Below are 17260 nucleotides of genomic sequence, written 5' to 3' on the forward strand. Positions count from 1 at the left end.
TGCTAGAATTTTAGTAGGAACAATAGTTGGAACTTTATGATGAAGCGAATTCTTCTTTTTTTATTTTTTATTTTTACCGCACTGTCCACTCAAGCCGGTCTTTTTGATAAGAAACCGGCTTTCTTACCTGTGGATGACGCTTTTCAATTTTCAGCTGCGAAAAGCGAGAATCAAGAAAATGTGATCGTCAATTGGTCGATTGCAGAAGGATATTATCTCTATCAAGAGAAAATTTCCGTGAAGCTCAACCAAGAGGAAACCTCATCATTTGATGTGCCGACATTTTCTATTTCACCTGAAGATTATAACGATCCTTATTTTGGCTTAATGAAGATTTTCAAAAAGCCCGTGCAAGCTATTTTTAAAGCAAGCCACCCGCCATTAAAAGCCGAAGATGTGGTTGAAATTGCTTACCAAGGTTGTACATCGGGCTTTTGTTATCCGCCTGAAGTGAAAGAAATAAAAGTGGCGGATTTGCCGATTGCACAGATCGCCAATACTGAAAAAACATCAGAAAAATCGACCGCACTTTCCGCACAACCTAAAGCAGAGCAAGATCGTTTAGCGGAAAGCTTATTTAATAGCAAATATGCCGTATTTGGCTTTTTCTTATTGGGCTTAGGTTTGGCTTTTACCCCTTGTGTATTGCCAATGCTGCCGTTGCTTTCAGCGATAGTGATTGGTCAAAATCAACGCCCTAATATGTGGCGCGCTTTCGCATTAAGTTTTGTATATGTGCAGGGGATGGCGCTGACTTATACCTTGCTAGGCTTGATTGTGGCTGCAATTGGTTTACCGTTCCAAGTGGCGTTGCAACATCCTTACGTGATGATTGGCTTATCAATCATCTTTGTCTTGTTAGCGTTGTCGATGTTCGGTGTGTTTACCTTACAGCTCCCAAGTTCCTTACAAACAAAACTGTCTTTACTTAGCCAACAGCAAAAAGCTGGAGCCTTTGGTGGCGTATTCTTAATGGGTATGATTGCAGGGCTTGTGGCTTCACCTTGCACATCCGCACCGCTTTCTGGCGCGTTGCTTTATGTAGCGCAGAGTGGTGATTTATTCACTGGCGCAATTACACTTTATCTGCTTGCATTAGGCATGGGTGTACCGCTGATTTTAATCACTTTATTTGGGAATAAAATCCTGCCTAAATCAGGCATGTGGATGGAAACGGTCAAAAAGCTCTTTGGCTTTGTGATGCTCGCGTTACCAGTATTCTTAATTTCTCGTATTTTGCCGGATGAATGGACACCAAGATTATGGGCGATGCTGGGTACCGCATTTTTCATTTGGTTTGCTTTCCAAATGCCAAAAAATGGCACCGGTTGGGTATTCCGAATTTTCTTTTTAGTGGCGGCAATGATTAGTGTTAAACCGCTTCAAACTTGGGTTTGGGGCGAAAGCCAAGCACCAAGTACGGTCGAAAATAAAGCGGTTTCTCATGTTGAATTTAAGAAAGTGAAAAGCGAAGCTGAATTGCAACAAGCACTGTCAGAAAATAACAAATCGCTTGTGATGATCGATCTTTATGCGGATTGGTGTGTGGCTTGTAAAGAGTTTGAAAAAGAAACATTTAGTGATCCAAGTGTACAAAAAGCCTTTGGTGACATGCTGCTCCTTCAAGTTGATATGACAAAAAACTCCGAAGAAAATCGTGCTTTAATGACAAAATATAAAGTGTTAGGTTTACCGACTATTTTGTTCTTTAACCGAGATGGAAAAGAAATTGAGGGGAGTCGTGTGAACGGATTCATGCCACCAGTTGAGTTTTTACAATGGATTGAGAAAATCAGTAAAGCATAAAATTATTTCCTAATAGTAAAAAGTCCTTTTCGATTTTAGGTATTGTTTGGCTTTGAGTTAATCATTAATATACACCCCGTTCTCAAATCACTTTTTATTTTTATTAGGAAAACTTTATGAAAAACTTAGAAAAATACTCTCCGTATGTTTTAGCTTTATTACGTATCGTCGCCGCGTATATGTTTATCTTACACGGCACAGCGAAATTCTGGGAATTCCCAATTTCGATGACGGGCGGTAATGGCGCAGTGGGCGATCCACTGATGATCGTCGGTGGGGTAATTGAGATTGTCGGTTCAATCCTATTAATTTTAGGTTTATTTGTTCGCCCTGCGGCATTTATCCTTTCTGGTCAAATGGCTTATGCGTATTTCTTTATGCACGCTGCAGGTAAAGGGAATTTATTCTTCCCAATCGCGAACGGTGGTGAACTCGCTTTACTTTATTCTTTAGTGTTCTTCTATTTTGTGTTTGCCGGTGCCGGAGCGTTTTCTTTAGATAACCGTAAACGTTAATCATATTGTTAGATTGCCCGCATTCGCGGGCTTTTTTATTTTTAAAATCGTTTAAATAAATCACCGCACTTTTAAGTGCGCTTACCAGGAAAATTTTTTCTATATAAACGCAAACGTTTGCGCTATAATTCCCCCCGCTTATTTTTAACCATTTAATGAAAGGAAAATGTAATGACAGATCGTCCAATTCGTCAGGCTTTACTGAGTGTTTCTGATAAAACCGGTATCGTAGAATTTGCTCAAGGCTTAGTACAGCGTGGTGTAAAACTACTTTCCACTGGCGGTACCGCAAAATTATTGGAGCAACATGGTTTACCGGTGACAGAAGTGTCTGATTATACGGGATTCCCTGAAATGATGGACGGTCGTGTGAAAACCTTACATCCAAAAGTACATGGCGGTATTCTTGGTCGTCGTGGTACAGATGACGCTATCATGCAGCAACATGGCATTGAAGGCATTGATATGGTCGTTGTGAATTTATATCCATTTGCCGCAACAGTAGCGAAGCCAAATTGTACGTTAGAAGACGCGGTAGAAAATATCGATATCGGCGGACCAACCATGGTGCGTTCTGCAGCGAAAAACCACAAAGATGTGGCGATCGTGGTGAATAATCATGATTTTAACAACATTCTTGCTGAAATGGATAAACACCACAACAGCCTAACACTTGAAACTCGTTTTGACCTTGCGATTAAAGCATTTGAACATACCGCTCAATATGATTCTATGATTGCCAACTATTTTGGACAAATGGTGAAACCGTATCATGTGGCAGAGGAAGAAGATGCGAATGCGAAGTGCGGTCAATTCCCACGTACTTTAAACCTTAACTTCGTGCGTAAACAAACCATGCGTTACGGCGAAAACTCTCATCAAAATGCGGCTTTCTATGTTGATTTAAATGTGAAAGAAGCAAGTGTAGCCACCGCTCATCAATTACAAGGCAAAGCCTTGTCTTACAATAATATTGCAGACACCGATGCGGCACTTGAATGCGTGAAAGAATTTGATGAGCCGGCTTGCGTGATCGTTAAACATGCAAATCCATGCGGTGTGGCTTTAGGTAAAGATATTTTAGACGCCTACAACCGTGCTTACCAAACCGATCCAACCTCTGCATTTGGCGGCATTATTGCTTTCAACCGTGAATTAGACGAAAAAACCGCGACTGAAATCGTGGAGCGCCAATTCGTTGAAGTGATTATTGCACCGAAAGTATCAGCTGAAGCGCAAGAAGTGGTGAAACGTAAGAAAAATGTTCGTTTGCTTGAATGTGGTGAGTGGACCTCTCGTTCTGAACGTTTGGATTTTAAACGTGTAAACGGCGGTTTATTAGTACAAGATGCGGATTTAGGCATGGTTGGTGTGGATGATTTAAAAGTGGTAAGTAAACGTCAACCAACTGAACAAGAACTAAAAGACTTATTGTTCTGCTGGAAAGTGGCAAAATTTGTGAAATCTAATGCCATTGTTTACGCCAAAGACAATCAAACTATCGGCATTGGTGCAGGCCAAATGAGCCGCGTATATTCTGCGAAGATTGCAGGGATTAAGGTACAGGATGAAGGTTTAACCGTAGCTGGTTGTGTGATGGCATCTGATGCATTCTTCCCATTCCGTGACGGTATTGATGCGGCGGCGAAAGTAGGGATTCAATGTGTTATCCATCCAGGTGGTTCAATGCGCGATCAAGAAGTCATCGATGCAGCGGATGAACATAATATGGTGATGGTATTAACTGGAATGCGTCATTTTAGACATTAATTTATATCGTAACTTCGCTCAATAAGCGAATTACTTTTTTACTTATTCCTCCCCCTCTTTCGTAAAGAGGGGGCTGGGGGGAGATTTAAACGATGCTAAATATACTATGAGGTTGAAATAACTTCTGCCAAATCTCCCCTACCCCTCTTTGCTAAAGAGGGGGTTAAATTCAAAAAGATACAAGGAGCATTATGAACATCCTCATCATTGGAAATGGCGGTCGTGAACACGCCTTGGCTTGGAAAGCAGCACAATCTCCATTGGCAGACAAAGTTTTTGTCGCACCGGGCAATGCAGGTACAGCATTAGAACAAAAAGTTGAAAACGTGAATATCGCTGCGACAGATATCCCCGCATTAGTGAAATTTGCTCAAGATAAGCAAGTTGGATTAACCATTGTTGGCCCTGAAGCACCGTTAGTAATTGGTGTGGTTGATGCATTTCGTGCAGCGGGATTAAAAATTTTTGGCCCAACTCAAGCGGCTGCACAATTAGAAGGTTCAAAAGCATTTACCAAAGATTTCCTCGCTCGTCATAAAATCCCAACGGCAGAATATCAAAACTTTACCGAAGTTGAGCCTGCGTTAGCATATTTGCGTGAGAAAGGCGCACCAATTGTCGTTAAAGCGGATGGTTTAGCAGCGGGCAAAGGGGTAATCGTTGCAATGACATTGCAAGAAGCGGAAGACGCTGTGCGTGATATGCTTTCTGGCAATGCCTTTGGCGAAGCGGGTAGCCGAGTGGTGATTGAAGAGTTTTTAGATGGCGAAGAAGCCAGCTTTATCGTCATGGTGGATGGTAAAAACGTCGAGCCTATGGCAACCAGTCAAGATCATAAACGCGTGGGCGAAAATGATACAGGTTTGAATACTGGTGGCATGGGGGCGTATTCGCCTGCACCAGTGGTGACACCTAAAATTCATGATCGCATTATGCGTGAAGTGATTTATCCAACGGTTAATGGTATGGCGGCAGAAGGCAATGTTTACACAGGTTTCTTGTATGCCGGATTAATGATCATGCCAAATGGTCAGCCGAAAGTGATTGAATTTAACTGCCGTTTTGGCGATCCAGAAACACAGCCAATTATGCTACGCCTTGAATCAGATCTCATTGAGCTTTGCCTTAAAGCTTGCGAGGGAAAATTGGATGAAGTGAAATCCCAATGGAATCCAAAAGCGTCCTTAGGTATTGTGTTAGCCGCAGAAGGGTATCCAGGCGATTATCGTAAAGGCGATGTGATTAGCGGTTTACCACAAAGTGCGGTCGAAAATGAGAAAGTTTTCTTAGCGGGCGTCGCAGAAAAAGAAGGCAAATTAGTTACGAATGGCGGTCGCGTACTTTGTGTTACTGCATTAGGCAAAAGCGTATTTGAAGCACAACAAAAAGCCTTAAAACTCGCTGAACAAATTCAATGGACGGGGCGTTTTTATCGTCGAGACATTGGCTATCGTGCAGTTGAACGTGAGCAGCAAAATAACTACATTTAATGTTAAGGGATCGAATGGATTATAAAAATAAGGAATTATGTCGTCTTCGCACAATCAGTTTTTTTCTGACGTTACATAAAGATAAAACGCAATGGGAAGACGCCCTTTATTCGGTAAAACGTGATGTGGATTTGTTATTGCCAGCTGTGCAGAAAGCTGGTTATACCTTGCAATCGATTCGGGTCATTACCAATCCTTTTGGGGAATATTTGGATTTAACCAATTTGCAGACAGCAAAAGCAGATTTGCAGTATTTAACGGAGTTATTGAATAAATTTAATGAAAGTGGAATTCGTATTCGATTTGCAATAGGTGCGGCGAGAAATAAAGAGGAAATTGCGTTATTGCCAGAGTTAATCGCAGCTTATGGTGACTTGTGTAATGCTTGTGTCAATGTGCCATTAGATGAAAATGGCGTGTTAGATAATGAACTTATCGAGCAATCTGTTTATGCCGTGCAAAAAATTGCAAACATCACACCACGTGGCGAAGGTAATTTTAACTTTACTGTGAATTTTAACTGCAAGCCATTTATTCCTTATTTCCCCGCCGGTTATCATCTAAGTCATTTGCCAAACAGTTTTGTCATTGGGTTAGAAACACCAGATTTATTAGTCGAAGTATTAAAATCTGTACCAAAGTCTACTCATAATCAATTTTATGCAGATTGCTATCAAGCTATGTCGCAGGCTCTGCAATATCATGTAGATGAAATACTAGATATGTTAAGTGCGGTCAAATTGTCGGGCGAATTTGAATTTGCAGGCATTGATAGTTCGGCGGCACCATCGAAAAATTGTGCATCCATGACAAAAGTTTATGAATTAATGGGATTGCCATATTTTGGTGCGGCTGGTTCAGTAGAAGTTTCTGCTTTACTAACAAAAGTGTTTAAATCAATCCAACACGTGCCATTGGTTGGGTTTTCTGGATTAATGTTGGCGGTGACAGAAGATTTGGGCTTAGCGGAAGGTACACAAAAACACTATTTTGATATCCGAGCTTTACTGACTTATAGTGCAGTATGTGGTATCGGTTTAGACACAGTCCCAGTGGCGGGAGATGTCAAGGCAGAAAGCATTGCCGCTATTATGCGCGATACTGGAACAATGGCATTTCGCTTAAATAAACCACTAACTGTACGCTTATTCCCAATTCCGAATAAGGTTGCAGGTGAAATATCAGAATTTGAGAGTGATGATTTATGTAACTGCCGCCTTTTGCGTATTCCGGATTAAATAAAAATTTTCCTACTTTGTTGTGATGAATGTTATCCCTACTGACAATAAAAGGAGTATCTTATGAGAAAGTTAATATTGGGTAGTTTTGTAGCAGTATTATTAACAGGTTGTGCTGGGGCTTCAAATGTTTCACAAAGCTCAACGTTAGATGGCGAATGGATTTGTCATACTATCCCGACGAAAGATAAACAAACTTATGATCGTTTAGATCATTTTGTCTTGAAATCTGATGGAACAGGTGCCTTGCGAGGAATTTCCTACATCGAATTGGATAAAGAAAAAGCTATTCGTTATTTAATAAAAGGCAAGGTGAAATGGCAGAGCCAAAATAATGTCTTGAGTTTTGATTTTATCAATCGTTCTATGGTACCGGCTCATAGTAAAAATGTGGCTAAAGTCATCAAGCAAAATAAAGTTCTACAAAAACAAGAAAAAGAAGAGTTGGCTGCATTTTATAGTAAATCTGCCAATCATACAGATATGCCAATTGAGCTGAAAAAAAATGGCAATCAATTTATTCTCGGTAAGGATTATGCGACCTGCCGACGAGTAACAGAGAATGACAAGGACATTCAGTTATTGAATAAGTGGTTTGTAAAGAAATAGGGTCGATTAAGAAAAACGAATACGATTTCAACCGCACTTTATTTTTAGGAGCGGGGACTGATTAATAAAAGGAGAATTATGATGAGAAAATTAGTATTAAGTAGTCTTGTCGCTGTATTGTTATCGGGATGTGCAACGGCGCATCAACAAACTGAACAGGAAAAAGCCTTAGTGGGCGATTGGATTTGCCATGTAAAACCTGCAGCCAAATCTCCTTTACCTGTTGAGCATTTTGATTATGTCACCTATCACGCAGATCAAACTGTACTTCTACGTGGTATTTCACAGATTGATACAAAAGAAGGCTGGATGCGTTATTTATTGCAAGCTAAAGCCAAATGGCAGGCGAATGATGGTAAGTTAAGTTATGACTTTACGGATCGTCTATTTAAAACTGCGCATTCACCAGAAGTTGCGAAAATTATTGAACGATCTCCAGAATTTAAAGAATTAGATAAGGAATTTGTTTCACCTTGTAATAACTGTGGTAATCATTTGGATATGAAGATTAAAATGAAAAGCCCAACAAGGATGACAAATTTTAATACTTATACGAAAGAAACCAGTCAATGCCATAAACTGGGAGCTGGCGAGAAAACAAAAGAAGTTAAACTAATTGAGAAATTAGTGAAAGAAAAAGGCTCGATTTAGATAAATGAATGTTTTTCATTGTAATAATGAAAAATATGATCGAAATTTTTGATTAAGTTTTTACTTGGAAACAGGTAAACTATACACAAATAATTCAAACAACGAGGAAAACACAATGTTTAAAAAAAGTATGAACATCGCTGATTACGATCCGGTTCTCTGGCAAGCCATTCAGGGCGAAAATCGTCGTCAAGAAGAGCATATCGAGCTTATCGCATCTGAAAACTATGCGAGCCCACGCGTAATGGAAGCGCAAGGTTCACAGTTTACTAACAAGTATGCTGAAGGCTACCCAGGTAAACGTTACTACGGCGGTTGTGAGTACGCAGACATTGTCGAGCAGTTAGCGATTGATCGTGCTAAAGAGTTGTTTGGTGCGGATTATGTAAACGTACAACCACACTCAGGTTCACAAGCCAATGCGGCGGTATATGGCGCATTAATCAATGCTGGCGATACTATTTTAGGGATGGATTTAGCACACGGTGGTCACTTAACCCATGGGGCGAAAGTGAGCTTCTCCGGTAAAATCTATAATTCTGTACTTTATGGTATCACTGCTGATGGTTTAATTGACTATGAAGATGTCCGTCAAAAAGCATTAGAGCACAAACCAAAGATGATTGTGGCGGGTTTCTCTGCTTATTCTCAAGTCGTAGATTGGAAAAAAATGCGTGAAATCGCGGATGAAGTAGGCGCGTATTTATTTGTGGATATGGCACACGTTGCAGGCTTAATCGCAGCAGGTTTATATCCAAATCCATTACCATACGCACATGTTGTCACAACAACTACCCATAAAACCTTAGGTGGTCCACGTGGTGGTTTAATCCTTTCTTCTTGCGGTGATGAAGAGCTTTATAAACGCTTACAATCTTCTGTTTTCCCTGCAAATCAAGGTGGTCCATTAGTTCACATTATTGCGGCGAAAGCAGTATGTTTCAAAGAAGCGTTAGAACCAGCTTATAAAGAATACCAAGCCAACGTAATTAAAAATGCGAAAGCAATGGTGGAAGTGTTTAAACAACGCGGTTATGACGTGGTTTCAAACGGCACAGAAAACCATTTATTCTTAGTGAGCTTCATCAAACAAGGCTTAACCGGTAAAGCGGCTGATGCTGCGTTAGGTAAAGCGAATATCACGGTGAATAAAAACTCAGTACCAAATGACCCACAAAAACCATTTGTGACCTCTGGTATTCGTGTCGGTACACCAGCAGTGACTCGTCGTGGTTTTAATGAACAAGACTGTCGTGAGTTAGCCAGCTGGATGTGTGATGTATTAGATGCATTAGGCAAAGAAAACGAAGAACAAGTGATTGCAGCAACCAAAGAAAAAGTATTGGCAATCTGCAAACGTCTTCCAGTTTACGCATAATGCTGATTCAGCTTTTATTTGTGATGTTAGCGGCGGTGAATATCGCCGCTTATTTTTTAATGTGGAAAGACAAAGTCCGCGCGGTTCGTCATGGCTGGCGAATTTCTGAAACTACTTTCTTTCTATTAAGCCTGCTTGGTGGTTTTATTGGTGTTTATTGCGGGATGAAACGCTTTCGTCATAAAACCAAACACTTCAGTTTTAAATTTGTTGTTATTCTCAGTGCCTTTATTTGGTTGATCTTAATGCCTTATTGGTATTTCTTTCTTGAATAATGTTGAGTACAGAATGACTTTCAGTAATAAAAAAGCCTAGAGAATATCTCTAGGCTTTTTAGTATGCGATTAGACTACTTAAAAATGAGACGTCGATTTCGACTTTTCTTCACTTGTGAAAGTGTAATTAATCCCAACACAATGATATAGACAGCGAAAATAAATACCAACCATTGCACCATCGTGATGCCGAAAAGTGACCATTGGCTTTCATTACAGCTACCTGTTGGATTGAACACCGCAGGTAGCCATTTATGGAATGGTAACGTTTCTGGAAAGTTTGGTATAAATTCACATTGTTTCCATGGCGCAGGGTTCATTTGTAAATCAAGGTGACGAATGGAAATCATTAATCCTTTGATTGCACTAAATAAACCCATAATAAGAGCAAGTATGCGGACAATAAGCGAACTAGGGGCTAAGGCGCCGATAAAACCAGCAATAAATAACCCTACCATAGCTAAACGTTCGTAAACACAAAGTACGCAAGGTTGTAAACCCATGCCGTATTGAAAGTAAAGTGCGGTCGATTCTAAGGCTAATGCGGTAAATGCCAAAAAGATCCACGCTGAACGTTTAAGGGATAATTGCTTAAAAAAGTCGAGCATTCTTTCTCCTTATGCTTCATTAAATTGGAAGAATTAAGCCAAGGTTTGCAAGCAAAATCGTCATTCCTGGTAGGATAAATTCGATTGCAAGGAAACCAACTAGCGTTAATACGATAGTGTAAGGCAATGCCATGTAGACCATTCTACCATAAGAAAGTTTAATTAACGGTGCAAGCGATGATGTTAATAAGAACAAGAATGCTGCTTGACCGTTTGGTGTCGCGACAGAAGGTAAGTTTGTACCTGTATTGATTGCGACCGCAAGTAATTCAAATTGGTGCGGTGCAATTGCGCCTGTCGCAAGGGCATGTTTCGCTTCATTGATATAAACTGTTGCTACGAATACGTTATCAGAAATCGCAGAAAGTAAACCATTGAAACCGTAGAATAATGCTAACTGTGTTTTCTCTTCAGAACTTAATACAAAGTGAATAATTGGCGCAAAGAGTTTTTGATCGATAATCACCGCAACGACAGAGAAAAATACGACTAATAATGCAGTGAAAGGTAAACTTTCTTGGAATGCTTTACCAATAGCGTGTTCATCAGTTACACCAGTAAAGGTTGTTGCAAGGATAATCACACTTAAACCAATCATGCCTACAGCCGCTAAATGGAAGGCTAAACCTAAGATCAACCAAACCGCGATAACCGCTTGGACAGAAAGACGAATCTTATCTTGTTTAGACATTTTTTGTGCGTTTTCACGATCTAAATCCGCTAAGACTTGCCATACTTCTTCCGGTAGTTTTTCACCATAACCGAATAATTTAAATTTTTCGACTAAAATACAAGTGAGTAATCCGCAGATAAATACAGGGACTGTTACAGGAGCCATGCGGAAGAAAAATTCAATGAAATTCCATTTAGCTTGTTCTGCAATGATTAAGTTTTGTGGTTCACCCACCATGGTCATTACCCCACCGAGTGCGGTACCGACACCGGCATGCATCATTAAGCTACGTAAGAAAGAGCGAAATTTTTCGAGAGTTTCATGATTTTTGATTTTGTTATCATCGGCAATATCAACCGCATCCTGTAGGTTCTTTCCTGATGCGACTTTGTGATAAACCCCATAGAAGCCCATGGCAACACTGATGATGACCGCCACAACAGTCAATGCATCTAAGAAAGCTGAAAGAAATGCAGCACTAAAACAGAATGCTAAAGAGAGAACGATTTTAGAACGGATACGAACTAATAATTTGGTGAAGACATAAAGCAAAAGTTGCTTCATAAAATAAATACCGGCGACCATGAAGATTAACAGTAAAACGACTTCAAAGTTTGCTACGATCTCCGCTTTAACGTGTTCGGCATTCGTCATGCCAATGGCAATGGCTTCAAATGCTAATAAACCACCTGGTTGAAGAGGGTAGCATTTTAATGCCATAGCTAGCGTGAAAATAAACTCGGCAACGAGTAGCCAACCTGCAAGAAATGGACTAACAAAAAAGAATAAAATCGGGTTAATTACCAGGAAGGCAATAATGGTTAATTTATACCAATCTGGACTTGCGCCCAGAAAGTTTTTCATAAATGCTTGTGTGTAAGTCATATCGAACTCCGTTTTTTTATAGTCTTAACATTGTAATATATACAGCTTTAAAGGATAATAGACCAGTTAAAGATTTATTGAATAAATCACATTTTTTTGATCTTTTTAAGCTTTTTTATATTTATTTTATATTTATGCAAACAGATAATACCCTTTTACGGGCACAAAGCCCAGCCGCACTTGCCGAAGAATATATTGTTAGAAGCATTTGGGATGATGTATTTCCCGCGGGTACCAATCTTCCTTCTGAACGTGATTTAGCCGATAAAATCGGTGTGACACGTACCACATTACGTGAAGTATTGCAGCGTTTAGCACGAGATGGATGGCTAACCATTCAACACGGCAAGCCGACAAAAGTCAATGATATTTGGGATACAGCCGGTCCAAGCATTATTGAAACCTTAATTACCTTAGATCGTCAAAGTGCGCCATTAATCATTGAAAATATGCTTTCATTGCGCAGTCGTATGTCCGAATCTTATATTTATGAAGCTGTCAAAAATTCGCCTAAAGCTTCAGTTACTTTGTTTAAAGGGTTAGACTCATTAGAAAACACCGCTGAAAGTTATATGGAATTTGATTATGCATTATTCCGCCAATTTACAGTCATGGCGAATAAACCTTTCTATCGTTTGATTTTTAATAGTTTACGTGGGGTTTATCATAAAATTGGCTTATTGTTTTTCAGCGAAGAAAAACATCGCCAAGTCACGCATGATTTCTATGTTGAATTGCGCGATATTTGTGAAAGTGGCCAATCCGATTTAGTGGTAGGCTGTATTCGCAAACATAAGCAAGTGACTTCCGCTTACTGGCGAACCATTTTAGAAAGTTTGCCAAAAGATTTAGAAACAGAATAATATGAAAAGTGCGGTTGAAAATGACCGCACTTTTTCCTTATATCAAAGACTCAATGTTATGCGTATTCCAAGAATTTATCATCCAGAATCCCTTAAAAATCAATCCACTTGTCAACTTTCAGAGGATGCGGCTAATCACGTAGGACGTGTGCTGCGTATGACGGAAGGTGAGCAAATTGAATTATTTGATGGTAGTAATCATATTTACCCAGCAAAAATTATTGAAGTGAGCAAAAAAGCCGTTAAAGTGGACATTCTTGGCTGTGAATTAAGTGATAAAGAGTCGAATCTATTTATTCACTTAGGTCAGGTTATTTCACGTGGTGATCGAATGGAGTTTACCATTCAGAAATCCGTAGAGTTGGGCGTGAGTATGATTACACCATTATGGTCAGAACGCTGTGGCGTGAAGCTAGACGGCGAACGCATGGATAAGAAAATTCAACAATGGCAAAAAATTGCCATTGCCGCTTGTGAACAATGTGGCCGTAATGTTGTGCCGGAAATCCGTCCATTAATGAAATTGCAAGATTGGTGTGCAGAAAATGATGGTGCACTGAAATTGAATTTACATCCAAGAGCCCAATATTCAATTAAAACCTTACCTTCAATTCCGAAAGAAGGGGTTCGTTTACTTATTGGTTCAGAAGGTGGCTTATCACCTCAAGAAATCGCACAAACTGAACAGCAAGGATTTACTGAAATTTTATTAGGAAAGCGCGTGTTGCGTACAGAAACAGCCTCTTTAGCGGCAATTAGTGCGTTACAAATTTGTTTTGGAGATTTGGGATAATGATGGATTTACAAGGACAATTTTTAATTGCGATGCCACAGTTGGAGGATTATTTCCAAAATACTGTGGTGTATATGTGCGAGCATAATGAGCAAGGTTCGATGGGTTTAGTGATTAATCAACCCACCGATTTAAGCATTGCTGAACTGTATTCAAAAATGAATTTTATGATGAAAAATGACCGCACTTTTAGCAATGAACTTGTGCTTGCAGGTGGGCCGGTACATTCTGAGCGTGGTTTTATTCTGCATAAGAAAGCCGCGAAAGAATTTGAGCATAGTTATAAAATTACTGATGAGATGTTTCTGACCACTTCGGCAGATATTGTAGAAACCTTTGGTTCAGAGGATGCGCCCGACAAATATCTTGTGGCTCTCGGTTGTGCCAGTTGGACAGCAGGGCAACTTGAACAAGAGATTGCGGATAATGCCTGGTTAGTGGCACCTGCTTCAGACACCATTTTATTTGAAACCATTTATGAAGATCGTTATCCTGCAGCGAATCAATTATTGGGGATCAATCCTCATAATTTTGTCTTTTCACAAGTAGGGCATAGTTAATGGGTATCACGGCAATCGCGTTTGATTTTGGCACAAAAAGTATCGGTTGTGCGGTTGGGCAAAGTATTACGGGTACAGCGCAAGCCTTGCCTGCATTTAAAGCCCAAGATGGGATTCCCAATTGGGATGCCATTGAAAAATGTTTAAAGGATTGGAAACCCGATGTTATTGTGGTGGGATTGCCCTTAAATATGGATGGCACTGAGCAAGATTTAACACTTCGTGCGAAAAAATTTGCTAATCGCTTAAATGGTCGTTTCGGTATCAAAGTAGAATTGCAAGATGAGCGTTTAACAACGGTTTCTGCACGCGATGAAATTTTCCAGCGTGGCGGTTATCGTGCACTCAATAAAGGCAAAGTAGATGGGATTTCTGCTTGCTTGATTTTAGAAAGTTGGTTCGAAAACTATTCAGAATAAGCCAAAAATAAACCGCACTTTAAGTTGTATTGATGAGTTTATTTTTTTATCCAAATTAGACTCGCCATTCTTCCTGTTTTGCCATCTCGACGATAGGAAAAGAAAGTCTCTTTTTCTGTGAATGTGCAATGTTCACCGCCGTAAATTTGGGTAATCCCTAATTTATTGAGGCGTTGTGTGGCTATTTGATAAAGATTGCCAAGGTATTTTCCTGCTTCATTCGGATCGGGTCGAAAAGCCGTTTCTGCAATCGGGTCAAAAGCCATAAATTGCTCAATCACTTCTTTGCCAACTTGGAATGCATTAGGGCCGATAGCAGGTCCAAACCATGCGATAATCTCTTCGGGAGCTGATTGGAAACATTTCACGGTTTCTTCTAATACACCATCACAGAGTCCTCGCCAGCCCGCATGGGCAGCGGCCACTTCAGTGCCTTGTTTATTAGTAAATAAAACAGGCAAGCAATCAGCCGTCATGACCAAACAGACTTGGTTCGGTTGGTTGGCGTAAACTGCATCAGCTTCAAAATTATTGCCTTCATAAGGTACTGTAATCACACGAGTGCTGTGCGTTTGAGTTAAAAACAACGGGAAATGTGGCAGATTAAATTTTTCAACCAATAAAGTGCGGTTAGTTTTGACCGCACTTTTATCATCTTCGACATGATCGCCTAAATTGAAACTCTCGAAAGGCGGCAGGCTTACACCACCTTCTCTTGTGGTTGTAAAAGCTTGGATATGTGGTGGAACATTCCAGTTTGGAACAATGGTTTTCATCTTAATAATCCAACTCGTCTTTGTGTTCGAGGTAATCCGCTTTTAAGGCATGAAGTAATTCGACAAAGTCATCCGGTAATGGGGCATACCATTCCATCATTTCTCCCGTAATCGGGTGAGCTAAACGCAACATAACCGCATGTAAGGCTTGACGTTTAAAATTACGCAGCACTTCAGTAAAGGCTTTGCTTGCATTTTTAGGTGGACGAGGACGACCACCGTAAGTTTGATCACCTAATAATGGATGTGCGATATGCGCCATGTGCACACGAATTTGGTGAGTACGACCGGTTTCTAAACGTAAGCGTAAGCGGGTGTAATTACGGAAGTTTTCCATAATGCGGTAGTGCGTCACAGCCGGTTTACCCATTGGGTGAACCGCCATCAATGTGCGTTTTGTCGCATGACGAGCCATTGGCTGATCTACTGTGCCACCTTTGGTCATAATGCCACTGGCGACGGCTTCGTATTCACGAGTGATCTTACGTTTTTGTAAGTCTCGTACGAGTTTCGTTTGTGCGGGGATCGTCTTAGCAACAACCATGAGACCCGTTGTGTCTTTATCTAAACGATGCACAATTCCTGCGCGCGGTACTTCGGCAATAGGTGGATAGTGATAGAGTAGCGCGTTAAGTACTGTGCCATCCGGATTGCCCGCACCAGGGTGAACCACGAGATCTTTAGGTTTGTTAATCACGATAATATCGTCATCTTCATAAACGATATTGAGTGGAATATTTTGTGGCTCAAAACGGTTTTCATCTTCCACTTCTACCGAAATTTCAATTTGCTCTCCGCCATAAACTTTTGCACGTGGAATATCGGCAATTGCACCGTTCATTTTTACCTGTTTTGCTTCAATCCAGGTTTTTAAACGGGAACGGGAATATTCAGGGAACAACTCTGCGAGGGTTTGGTCTAAACGCTGTCCCATTTGTTCGGGCTGAATTTCAGCCGTTAAGGTAATTTGTGGCATAAAAAATCCATCTAAAAATTTAAAAAGTTGGCTTATTGTGTAATGTTCTATACAATATTCGTTAATTGTAACTTATTTATTGATTTTCGTAAAAATTAAGGAAAAAAGAATGCGTAAAATAAAATCTCTTGCACTTATTGCATTGACCTCATTCGCGATTGCAGCTTGCAGCAGTGGTAATAAAGAAGTGGAGCAAGCTTCTGTTGATGATCTTTATGCAAAAGGGGCAGCAGCATTGCAAGAAGGAAGCTATTCTGACTCGATTCGTTATTTAAAAGCAGCAACAGAGCGTTTCCCTGGTAGTACTTACCAAGAGCAAGCAATGCTTGATTTAATTTATGCAAACTATAAAACGCAAGATTACACCGCAACGTTGGTAACCGTAGATAACTACTTACACCAATTCCCACAAAGTCCAAACCGTGACTATGCAGTGTATATGGCGGGTTTAACTAACTTAGCAACGGCCGATAACATGATTCAAGACTTCTTTGGTATCGATCGTGCAACGCGTGAAACAACTTCAATGAAAACGGCGTTTTCAAACTTCCAAAGCTTAGTGCGTGCGTTCCCAAATAGCCCATATTCACAAGATGCAGTAGCTCGTATGGCGTATATTAAAGATTCATTAGCACGTCATGAATTAGAAATTGCGAAATTCTATGCAAAACGTGATGCATGGGTAGCGGTATCAAACCGTGTAGTAGGTATGTTACAACAATATCCAGATGCTAAAGCGACTTACGAAGGCTTATTCTTAATGAAAGAAGCCTATGAAAAAATGGGTTTACAACAATTAGCAAGTCAAACTCAACAAGTCATCGATGCGAATAAAGATAAACAATTTGCGGACGTGAAAAAACCGGAAGAGTCTGATTTAATTCAACCGGTTAAAAAATAATCCCGTCCCTTGTGGGACGTGCTTGAATAAGCAAAATTATTCAAATAAAGGCTAGTCAAACCAATCAAATTGAG

The 17260-nt window shown here is 40.2% G+C and carries 18 protein-coding genes; 14 read left to right on the plus strand and 4 right to left on the minus strand.

Features of this window, described 5'->3' with window-relative positions:
* The first annotated feature begins 39 nt into the window (after window positions 1-39).
* The 9 genes from DPV81_RS06325 (at window position 40) to DPV81_RS06365 (ending at window position 9732) form a co-directional block, all read left to right on the plus strand.
* Window positions 40-1806, plus strand: a complete 1767-nt coding sequence (locus DPV81_RS06325; protein ID WP_165818972.1) for a protein-disulfide reductase DsbD — start codon at window positions 40-42, stop codon at window positions 1804-1806.
* Between the two features lie 116 nt (window positions 1807-1922).
* The gene (locus tag DPV81_RS06330) at window positions 1923-2321 is read left to right on the plus strand and encodes a DoxX family protein (protein ID WP_049372802.1); all 399 of its coding nucleotides are present in this window, start codon (window positions 1923-1925) and stop codon (window positions 2319-2321) included.
* Between the two features lie 171 nt (window positions 2322-2492).
* On the plus strand, window positions 2493-4091 hold the full coding sequence (gene purH, locus DPV81_RS06335) for a bifunctional phosphoribosylaminoimidazolecarboxamide formyltransferase/IMP cyclohydrolase (RefSeq protein ID WP_111387356.1): 1599 nt from the start codon (window positions 2493-2495) through the stop codon (window positions 4089-4091).
* Window positions 4092-4282: 191 nt separating this feature from the next.
* A complete protein-coding gene (gene purD / locus DPV81_RS06340) occupies window positions 4283-5581 on the plus strand; it encodes a phosphoribosylamine--glycine ligase (protein ID WP_111387358.1) in 1299 nt (432 codons plus the stop codon).
* Between the two features lie 14 nt (window positions 5582-5595).
* Complete coding sequence (locus DPV81_RS06345) at window positions 5596-6819, plus strand: DUF711 family protein (RefSeq protein ID WP_070582576.1); 1224 nt, start codon at window positions 5596-5598, stop codon at window positions 6817-6819.
* 63 nt (window positions 6820-6882) lie between these two features.
* Window positions 6883-7428, plus strand: a complete 546-nt coding sequence (locus tag DPV81_RS06350; protein ID WP_070582575.1) for a hypothetical protein — start codon at window positions 6883-6885, stop codon at window positions 7426-7428.
* A gap of 78 nt (window positions 7429-7506) precedes the next feature.
* Entirely contained in the window at window positions 7507-8079 is a 573-nt protein-coding gene (locus DPV81_RS06355; protein WP_243583385.1) for a hypothetical protein, read from the plus strand.
* 115 nt (window positions 8080-8194) lie between these two features.
* Window positions 8195-9457: a serine hydroxymethyltransferase gene (glyA, locus tag DPV81_RS06360; RefSeq protein WP_049372808.1), complete on the plus strand. Its 1263-nt coding sequence runs from the start codon at window positions 8195-8197 to the stop codon at window positions 9455-9457.
* The gene (locus DPV81_RS06365; RefSeq protein WP_111387360.1) at window positions 9457-9732 is read left to right on the plus strand and encodes a DUF1294 domain-containing protein; all 276 of its coding nucleotides are present in this window, start codon (window positions 9457-9459) and stop codon (window positions 9730-9732) included. Before glyA ends, DPV81_RS06365 begins: the two co-directional genes overlap by 1 nt.
* Before the next feature lie 74 nt (window positions 9733-9806).
* On the opposite strand, the gene dsbB is transcribed toward DPV81_RS06365, so the two are convergent.
* Together dsbB and nhaB are read right to left on the minus strand one after the other, a co-directional pair.
* A complete protein-coding gene (gene dsbB / locus DPV81_RS06370; RefSeq protein ID WP_111387362.1) occupies window positions 9807-10340 on the minus strand; it encodes a disulfide bond formation protein DsbB in 534 nt (177 codons plus the stop codon).
* Between the two features lie 19 nt (window positions 10341-10359).
* Window positions 10360-11898: a Na(+)/H(+) antiporter NhaB gene (gene nhaB, locus DPV81_RS06375; RefSeq protein WP_111387364.1), complete on the minus strand. Its 1539-nt coding sequence runs from the start codon at window positions 11896-11898 to the stop codon at window positions 10360-10362.
* A gap of 134 nt (window positions 11899-12032) precedes the next feature.
* Here nhaB and fadR point away from each other — a divergent pair, with 134 nt between their 5' ends.
* The 4 genes from fadR to ruvX are packed head-to-tail and all read left to right on the plus strand — an operon-like array spanning window position 12033 to window position 14533.
* Window positions 12033-12761: a fatty acid metabolism transcriptional regulator FadR gene (fadR, locus tag DPV81_RS06380; RefSeq protein WP_111387550.1), complete on the plus strand. Its 729-nt coding sequence runs from the start codon at window positions 12033-12035 to the stop codon at window positions 12759-12761.
* 58 nt (window positions 12762-12819) lie between these two features.
* Window positions 12820-13554, plus strand: coding sequence for a 16S rRNA (uracil(1498)-N(3))-methyltransferase (gene rsmE, locus DPV81_RS06385; protein ID WP_111387552.1), 735 nt, complete (start codon window positions 12820-12822; stop codon window positions 13552-13554).
* On the plus strand, window positions 13554-14114 hold the full coding sequence (locus DPV81_RS06390; protein ID WP_111387366.1) for a YqgE/AlgH family protein: 561 nt from the start codon (window positions 13554-13556) through the stop codon (window positions 14112-14114). Before rsmE ends, DPV81_RS06390 begins: the two co-directional genes overlap by 1 nt.
* Window positions 14114-14533, plus strand: a complete 420-nt coding sequence (gene ruvX / locus DPV81_RS06395; RefSeq protein ID WP_014064097.1) for a Holliday junction resolvase RuvX — start codon at window positions 14114-14116, stop codon at window positions 14531-14533. The genes DPV81_RS06390 and ruvX overlap by 1 nt, the downstream gene beginning before the upstream one ends.
* A 38-nt stretch (window positions 14534-14571) precedes the next feature.
* Here the strand turns inward: ruvX and pgeF are convergent, their stop codons facing one another.
* On the minus strand, window positions 14572-15309 hold the full coding sequence (gene pgeF / locus DPV81_RS06400) for a peptidoglycan editing factor PgeF (protein WP_111387368.1): 738 nt from the start codon (window positions 15307-15309) through the stop codon (window positions 14572-14574).
* 1 nt (window position 15310) lies between these two features.
* Window positions 15311-16285: a 23S rRNA pseudouridine(1911/1915/1917) synthase RluD gene (gene rluD / locus DPV81_RS06405; RefSeq protein WP_111387370.1), complete on the minus strand. Its 975-nt coding sequence runs from the start codon at window positions 16283-16285 to the stop codon at window positions 15311-15313.
* A 109-nt stretch (window positions 16286-16394) separates the two neighbouring features.
* On the opposite strand from rluD, the gene bamD reads away from it, so the two are divergent.
* Window positions 16395-17186, plus strand: a complete 792-nt coding sequence (gene bamD / locus DPV81_RS06410) for an outer membrane protein assembly factor BamD (protein WP_005700035.1) — start codon at window positions 16395-16397, stop codon at window positions 17184-17186.
* The last annotated feature ends 74 nt before the right edge of the window (window positions 17187-17260 follow it).

Origin of the sequence: Haemophilus parainfluenzae, from assembly GCF_003252795.1 — a bacterium.
Classification (GTDB): Bacteria; Pseudomonadota; Gammaproteobacteria; order Enterobacterales; family Pasteurellaceae; genus Haemophilus_D; species Haemophilus_D parainfluenzae_K.